Raw genomic sequence first — 597 nt, forward strand, 5'->3', positions numbered from 1 at the left:
CTAGCTCTTGAGTCATTTCCTCCGACATCAAATCAATCGACATCGCATGGTTAAACTCAACCGCCTTCTCGCTGTTGATGCTGTGAACTGTCACGCCCAACCTTTCTAATAACTGGCGACGCAATGGTGCATCCGATTTGAGCGGGCCATCTTCATCGAGAACCAGATTCAGTTCGTGAGCGAGAATTTTGTTGAACTGTTGCAGGCTTGGCATCAACGCGTAGTTAAAAACGGCGTAATAAGAAAAGACTTGGCTAGCGAGAAGCAAGGAGATGAACAGTAGAATAGATTGTGTCAGTGAACTTCGGATTCGCATGGAAATTTCCTAATGATCCTAATTGCGAAAACCTCGACCACCAAATAAGAAGGAAATTTGATGGCCGAAGTTTTAAAAACCGATTGCCGGTTAAGCGAGTAAGAGTTACGACTCTTTGCCGTCTGGGACAAATACGTAACCTAAACCCCATACGGTCTGGATGTAGCGAGGTTTGCTCGGATCGTCTTCCAGCATGCGGCGTAGACGAGAAATTTGTACGTCGGTAGAACGCTCCATCGCCGAGTATTCACGACCACGCGCCATGTTCATCAGCTTATCAC

At 46.7% G+C, this 597-nt stretch carries 1 protein-coding gene and 1 pseudogene; both read right to left on the minus strand.

Going from position 1 to position 597, the window contains the following annotated elements:
* Positions 1 to 316: pseudogene (gene envZ, locus R7Q46_RS28525) on the minus strand (two-component system sensor histidine kinase EnvZ); the annotation flags it as partial.
* A 105-nt stretch (positions 317 to 421) separates the two neighbouring features.
* Entirely contained in the window at positions 422 to 586 is a 165-nt protein-coding gene (locus R7Q46_RS28530) for a winged helix-turn-helix domain-containing protein (protein ID WP_318078491.1), read from the minus strand.
* Positions 587 to 597: the final 11 nt, after the last annotated feature.

The organism is Vibrio sp. 811, from assembly GCF_033339195.1.